The following is a 6,957-nucleotide window of genomic DNA, read 5'->3' on the forward strand; positions in this document are numbered from 1 at the left end:
CGTCAGGCCGCCGGGCAGCGCATCGGGCAGCAGCACCAGCACGTCGACGTCCGAATGCGGGAACAGCTCGCCGCGGCCGTAGCCGCCGACGGCGACCAGCGCGGCCTCCGGCGCCGCGGCGGCGATGCCGGAATGCGTCCAGAGCGCCTGCAGCGTGCCGTCGACATGCCGGGCCAGCAGGCGCATCAGCCGCGTGGCGGCGGCGACGCTGGCCTTGGCGGCCGCGAAGTCCTCCAGCTGCTGCTGCTTGCCGGCCTTGAAGCGCTGGCGCAGGTCGGCGACGGTCAGCGGGGCGGCGTCGGAGGGCGCCGCGGCCGGCGATGCGCCGGCCTCGCCCGGCGTCCTGGCGTTCATGCGCGGTCCGCCGCGATCAGGCCGGGACGGCCTGCGGCGCGACGAAGGCCGGCGGCGGCGGCGTGCCGGCCGACTGCGTCAGGATCTCGAAGCCGGTCTCGGTGACCAGCACCGTGTGCTCCCACTGCGCCGACAGCGAGCGGTCCTTGGTGACGATGGTCCAGCCGTCGCCCATCTCGCGGATCTCGCGCCGGCCGGCATTGATCATCGGCTCGATGGTGAAGACCATGCCCGGCACCAGTTCCTCGAGCGTGCCCGGGCGGCCGTAGTGCAGCACCTGGGGCTCCTCGTGGAACTTCTGGCCGATGCCATGGCCGCAGAACTCGCGCACGACGCTGAAGCCGGCATTCTCGGCGAAGGTCTGGATCGCATGGCCGATGTCGCCCAGGCGCGCGCCCGGCTTGACCTTCTGGATGCCCTTCCACATCGCGTCGTAGGTGAAGGAGCACAGCCGCTTGGCCGCGATCGAGCCCTCGCCGACGACGAACATGCGGCTGGTGTCGCCGTGCCAGCCGTCCTTGATGACGGTGACGTCGATGTTCACGATGTCGCCGTTCTTCAGCGGGCGGTCGTTGGGAATGCCGTGGCAGACCTGGTGGTTGATCGAGGTGCAGATCGACTTCGGGTACGGCGTGTAGCCCGGCGGCTGGTAGTTCAGCGGGGCGGGGATGCCTTGCTGGACATTCACGATGTAGTCGTGGGCCAGCTTGTCGAGGTGGTCGGTGGTGACGCCCGGCTTGACGTGCGGGGTCAGCATGTCCAGCACCTCGGACGCCAGACGGCCGGCGATGCGCATGGCGTCGATGTCGGCGCCGGTCTTGATCGTGATGGTCATAAGGCCGGCATTTTAGGCGTTCGGCCATCCCCCCGCAGGGGTGGACGCGTTCCCCATCCGGGGGAACGCGTCATCGGGGCGTCAGCTTCGCGGCGTGCCGGGCCGGGCGGCGCTCACTCGGCCCAGACGATCAGGCCGGTGTAGGCGGTGACCAGCACCACGATGCCGAAGGCGATCCGGTACCAGGCGAAGGGCACGAAGCTGTGGCTGGCGATGTAGCGCAGCAGCCAGCGCACGCAGATCCAGGCGCTGACGAAGGAGAAGAACAGGCCGACCGCGAACAGCGGGATGTCGCCGGTCGACAGCACCGAGCGCTCCTTGTAGAGGCTGTACAGGCCAGCGCCGATCAGCGTCGGGATCGCCAGGAAGAAGCTGAAATCGGTCGCCGCCTTGCGCGACAGGCCCAGCAGCATGCCGCCGATGATGGTCGCGCCCGAGCGGCTGGTGCCCGGCACCATCGCCAGGCACTGCACCAGGCCGACCTTGAGCGCGTCCAGCGGGCTCATGTCGTCGACCTCGTGGATGCGCACGGCGCTTTGCTGGCGGCGTTCCGCCCACAGGATGATCACGCCGCCGATGATGAAGGTGCTGGCCACGACGACCGGGGTGAACAGGTGTTCCTTGATCGCCTTGCCGAACAGCAGGCCCAGGACCACCGCCGGCAGGAAGCCGATCGCGACGTTGAGGACGAAGCGGCGCGCGCGGCGCGCTGCCCAGTCCGGCGGCCGTGTCGCGCAGGCGCTGCCAGTAGACGATGATCACGGCCAGGATCGCGCCGGTCTGGATCGCGATGTCGAAGACCTTGCCCCGCGCATCCTCGAAGCCGCCCAGCAGCGCGCCCGTGAGGATCAGGTGGCCGGTCGACGAGATCGGCAGGAATTCGGTCAGGCCCTCCACGATCCCCATGATCGCGGCCTTGATCAGCAGCACAGTGTCCAAACTACGACTCCAGAATGCCGCCTCGCTCGGGTCCGGAGGCGGTCGGCGCGGATCATAGCCCTGGCTCGGGAAGGGTTTGCCGCAGCGCAGCATCGATGTGGGCGCTCCGGCGTGAGGGGCGCGTGACGGTGCCGCCACGTCGTCATGCGGGGCGTCGCCTGGCCAGGGGACGCCCCGCGCGGCGGGTACTGCCGGCTTGACCGGGCTGAAAGCGCGCCGCTACATTACTGACCGGTTAGTCAGTTAGCAGTCCTCCATCCCCCCATGCCTCGCGCTTCCGCCAAGACCGACAGCCCCGCGCCGTCCTCCGCCCGACAGCGGCGCAAGGAGGCGCGCCCGCAGGAGTTGCTCGAAGCCGCGCTGTCGCTGTTCGTCGAGAAGGGCTTCGCCGCCACCCGTTCGGAGGAAGTGGCCGCCAAGGCGGGGGTTTCCAAGGGCACGCTCTACCTCTACTTCCCCTCCAAGGAGGAGCTCTTCAAGGCGGTGGTGCGCGAGGCCCTCGGCAGCAAGATCGCGGAGGGGATTTCCGAGCTCGCCAAGCACCAGGGCTCGATGGCGGAGCTGCTGACCTGGATGCTGTGGACCTGGTGGGAGCGCCTGGGCCGGACGCCGGCCGGCGGCATCCACAAGATCATGATGAGCGAGGCCCGCAACTTCCCGGAGCTGGCCGCGTTCTACAACGACGAGGTCATCGATCCCTGTTGCGAGCTGCTGGCCGAGGTGGTGCGCCGCGGCGTCGCCTCGGGCGAGTTCCGGGAGGTCGATCCGGACGCGGCGGTGATGGTGCTGATCGGGCCGATGCTGCACCTGGTGCTGCATGAGCACTCGATCGGCGCGGCCGGCGTGACCCACGACCACAAGTGCACGCCGGAGCAGGTGCTGTCGCTGCAGCTCGAGCTGATGTTCGAGGGACTCCTCAACCGCCCGCGCCATCCGGCCCCACCCCGGTCGCCCGCCTAGAATACCGCCCGCATTCGGCGCGCCAAGGGGGCCGCCAGAGGACTGAACATGAACTTCGAACAAGCCCGCTTCAACATGATCGAACAGCAGATCCGCCCGTGGGATGTGCTGGATCCCTCGGTGCTGGCCCTGCTGGCCGTGGTCAAGCGCGAGGACTTCGTGCCCGCCGCCTACCGCAACGTGGCCTTCACCGACGTCGAGCTGCCGCTGGCCAATGGCCAGAAGATGCTGCCCCCGCGGGTCGAGGCCCGCTGGATGCAGGAGCTGCAGATCGAGCGCCACGAGAAGGTGCTCGAGATCGGCACCGGCAGCGGCTACATGGCCGCGCTGCTGGGCCACAAGGCGCAGCAGGTCTTCAGCGTCGAGAAGGACGCCGCGCTGGCCGGCGCCGCCCGCGACGCGCTGCGCCGCAATGGCGTGCTGAACGTGACGGTGGTCGAGGGCGACGGCGTCAAGGGCCTGCCCGGCGAGGCGCCGTTCGACGTGATCCTGCTGTCCGGCTCGGTGCCCCAGGCGCCGCAGGCGCTGCTGGACCAGCTCAAGATCGGCGGCCGCATGGGCGTGATCGTCGGCGACGAGCCCGCGATGAGCGCGCGCATCATCACGCGCACCGGCGAGCGCGAGTTCACGACGAAGAACCTGTTCGAGACCGTCGTCCAGCGCCTGGACGGTTTCGACACCGGATCGCATTTCACGTTCTGAGCGGAAGGCGCGCGGCGGGCGGGGCGCTGGCAGCCCATCGCGCGTTATTGCCGTCACGGGGTGCGAAGACTGCAAGTCGTCGCATTTCTTTCGAGACAGGGGGGCGAGGTGATCTATAACCTCGCCCGGCACCGGAGCCGGGTCGGCGGCGATCGACCGGCGGGTGCCCTGGACCTGGATACCGGCCGCGGCACGTCCGCGGCCGGTCCGCAGTTGGATCGCTCCGAAGAACATCACATCGACACGAGGAAGCCTCATGGCCGCTGAACGCCGTACGTCTCCGATCTCCCGCCTGCCGCGGGTCTCGCTCCTGGCCGCGGCGCTCGCGCTGATGGCCGGGGCGGCCCAGGCGCAGAGCCTGCAAGAGCTGTACGACGCGGCCCGCGCCTACGACGCCACCTACCTGGCGGCGCGGGCGACGGCGGAATCGGCGCAATACCGCTACGGCCAGGCGCTGGCGCTGGCGCGTCCCTCGGTCGGCGTGGGCGTCAGCTCGACGCGCTCGGAATTCGACCCGCCCGGCAGCGGCGTGCAGCGCGACCGCTTCGGCAACACCGTCACCAATGCCGGCCTGAACGCCAAGTACGCCGTCTTCAACCGTCCCAACCAGGGCTCGATCGACCAGGCCCGACTGGGCGTCGACGTGGCCGAGTCGGATCTCGCCACGGCGGAGCAGGACCTGATCGTCCGCGTCGCGCAGGCGTATTTCGACGTGCTGGCGGCCAAGGACACGCTCTCGACCTCGAGCGCCAACAAGGCCGCGATCGCGGAGCAGCTGGCCTCGGCCAAGCGCAACTTCGAGGTCGGCACCGCGACCATCACCGACACCCGCGAGGCGCAGGCCCGCTACGACCTGGCGACCGCCCAGGAACTGGCTGCCGACAACGACCTGCGCGTCAAGCGCGTCACGCTGGACCAACTGGTGGGGCGTGTCGGCGTCGAGCCGCGGCCGCTGGCCGTGCCGGTGGTGCTGCCGCCGGTGGCGCCGTCGACGGTCGATCCGTGGGTCAGCCAGGCCGAAGGCGGTCATCCGGCGATCCGCAAGGCCCAACTGGGCCTGGACATCGCCCGCTACGAGATCGAGCGCGCCAAGGGCGCGCGCCTGCCCACGGTCGACCTGACCGCGCAGCTCGGCGTGCAGCGCTCCACCGGCGAGGGCGTGCAGTACACCGGCAACCTCAAGAACGCGTCGGTCGGCGTCGCGCTGAACATGCCGATCTACAGCGGTGGCGCGATCACCAACCGCATCAAGGAGACGGTCGCGCTGGAGGAGAAGTCCCGCAACGACCTGGATTTCGCCCGCCGCAGCGTCGAGGAAGGCACCAAGCGCGCGTTCTTCGGCGTGCAGTCGCTGCAGGCGCAGGTGAAGGCCTACGAGGCGGCCGAGGCTTCGTCGAAGCTGGCGCTGGAGGCGACCCAGCTGGGCTACAAGGTCGGCGTGCGGGTCAACCTGGACGTGCTGAACGCCCAGACCCAGCTCTACACGACGCAGCGCGACCTGGCCAAGGCCCGTTATGACGTGCTGGTGAATAGCCTCAAGCTGCGCCAGGCGTCCGGCCAACTGCGCCCCGAGGACGTGACCGCGATCAACGCCTTGCTCGCCCGCTGAGCGTCGCGGGACGTCGCAAGGCGTCGCGAACCACCGATGAAGGCCGCCCCAGGGCGGCCTTCGTTCATCCGGCGGCCTGGTGACAGGTCTTGCGCCCCGGACGCGCGACAATCCGCCCCCATGCTGTATGTGATCTCCCCCGCGAAGTCCCTGGACTACGACACCCCCACGCCCGAGGCGCTGGCCGCGTTGGCGGGTCGTCCCCACTTCGTGTCCCAGGCGGCCGAGCTGATCGGGGTCCTCAAGACCAAGACGGCGGCTGACATCGGCGGCCTGATGGACATCTCCGAGGCGCTCGCGACCTTGAACGTGGCCCGCTACCACGCGTGGTCGACGCGCTTCACCGACAGGAACAGCAAGCCCGCCGTGCTCGCCTTCAATGGCGACGTCTACGACGGCCTGCAGGCCGCGACGCTGTCGGTCGACGATCTGCAGTGGGCGCAGCGCCACCTGGCGATCCTCTCGGGGCTCTACGGCGTGCTGCGGCCGCTGGACCGGCTGCAGCCCTACCGGCTCGAGATGGGCACCGCGCTGAAGAACGAGCGCGGCGGCAACCTCTATGCCTTCTGGGGCGACACCATCGCCGAACACCTGAACGCGCAGTGCGCGCAGCTGTCGGCGCCGGTGATCGTGAACCTGGCCTCGCAGGAGTACTTCAAGGCCGCCGCCCGCAAGGTGCTGAAGCCGCGGGTCATCGAGTGCCAGTTCGAGGACTGGAAAGGCGGCCGCTACAAGATCATCAGCTTCTTCGCCAAGCGCGCGCGCGGCCTGATGGCCCGGTATGCGATCCAGCACCGGATCGGCACGCCGGCGGGGCTGCAGGATTTCGCGGTCGACGGCTACGCCTACGCGCCCGAGGCCAGCGAGCCGGACCGGCTGGTGTTCCGCCGCCGCGTCGCCGACTGAGCTGGCACACCGGGATACAGGCAGACACCGATCAGTTTGATACCGTTGCGGCCATGAGCAATTCGCAATACCTCACGCCCGAACTGCGCGACTGGGTGGCCGCGCAGTTGCGCAACGGCATCACACGCGAGGCGCTGTACCAGGCCATGCTGACCAGCGGCTGGCAGCCCGACATGGCGCAGCAGGCGCTGGCCGAGCACCGCCCCTTCGAGCCGCCGCTGACGCTGCCGGAGCTGCCCGAGCCGGCGATCGAGCCGGGCTCGCTGCCCGAACCGGACCTGACCGACCAGCGCAGCGTGCTGCTGCCCGACGGCCACCGCGTCGAGATCCTGATGGCGCTGCAGCGGCCACGGGTGATCGTGTTCGGCAACCTGCTGAGCGCCCAGGAATGCGACGCGATGGTCGCCTCGGCGGGTGCCCGGCTGGCGCGCTCGGAGACGGTGGCGGCGCAGCGCGAGGGCAGCGAAGTGAACTCGGCGCGCACCAGCGAGGGCATGTTCTTCGAGCGCGGCGAGAACGAGGTCGTCGCCCGCATCGAGCGCCGCATCGCGACGCTGCTGAACTGGCCGCTGCGCAACGGCGAGGGCCTGCAGGTGCTGCGTTATCGCGTCGGCGCCGAATACCAGCCGCACTACGACTACTTCGACCCGCG

General features: G+C 69.7%; 7 protein-coding genes and 1 pseudogene. 5 read left to right on the plus strand and 3 right to left on the minus strand.

The annotated features are described in order from the left end of the window. From FUT87_RS31035 to FUT87_RS22740, 3 genes and pseudogenes are all read right to left on the minus strand, one after another. The coding region (locus FUT87_RS31035; RefSeq protein WP_255511972.1) for a nucleotidyltransferase domain-containing protein at positions 1-354 on the minus strand (354 nt) is incomplete at its 3' end. A gap of 16 nt (positions 355-370) precedes the next feature. Then, positions 371-1,189, minus strand: a complete 819-nt coding sequence (gene map / locus FUT87_RS22735) for a type I methionyl aminopeptidase (RefSeq protein WP_091733726.1) — start codon at positions 1,187-1,189, stop codon at positions 371-373. A 113-nt stretch (positions 1,190-1,302) separates the two neighbouring features. Beyond that, a pseudogene (locus FUT87_RS22740) lies at positions 1,303-2,128 on the minus strand (undecaprenyl-diphosphate phosphatase). A gap of 264 nt (positions 2,129-2,392) precedes the next feature. On the opposite strand from FUT87_RS22740, the gene FUT87_RS22745 reads away from it, so the two are divergent. From FUT87_RS22745 to FUT87_RS22765, 5 genes are all read left to right on the plus strand, one after another. Continuing rightward, positions 2,393-3,088: a TetR/AcrR family transcriptional regulator gene (locus tag FUT87_RS22745; protein WP_147242480.1), complete on the plus strand. Its 696-nt coding sequence runs from the start codon at positions 2,393-2,395 to the stop codon at positions 3,086-3,088. Positions 3,089-3,136: 48 nt separating this feature from the next. Then, positions 3,137-3,790 carry a protein-L-isoaspartate O-methyltransferase gene (locus tag FUT87_RS22750; RefSeq protein ID WP_091733731.1) on the plus strand — a complete coding sequence of 218 codons (654 nt, stop codon included), beginning with the start codon at positions 3,137-3,139 and terminating at the stop codon, positions 3,788-3,790. A 256-nt stretch (positions 3,791-4,046) separates the two neighbouring features. Beyond that, a complete protein-coding gene (locus tag FUT87_RS22755; protein WP_147242481.1) occupies positions 4,047-5,399 on the plus strand; it encodes a TolC family outer membrane protein in 1,353 nt (450 codons plus the stop codon). 120 nt (positions 5,400-5,519) lie between these two features. Continuing rightward, on the plus strand, positions 5,520-6,305 hold the full coding sequence (yaaA, locus tag FUT87_RS22760) for a peroxide stress protein YaaA (RefSeq protein WP_147242482.1): 786 nt from the start codon (positions 5,520-5,522) through the stop codon (positions 6,303-6,305). 53 nt (positions 6,306-6,358) lie between these two features. Beyond that, the coding region (locus FUT87_RS22765; protein ID WP_147242483.1) for a 2-oxoglutarate-dependent dioxygenase at positions 6,359-6,957 on the plus strand (599 nt) is incomplete at its 3' end.

The sequence above is a fragment of the Mitsuaria sp. TWR114 genome, from assembly GCF_007997345.1.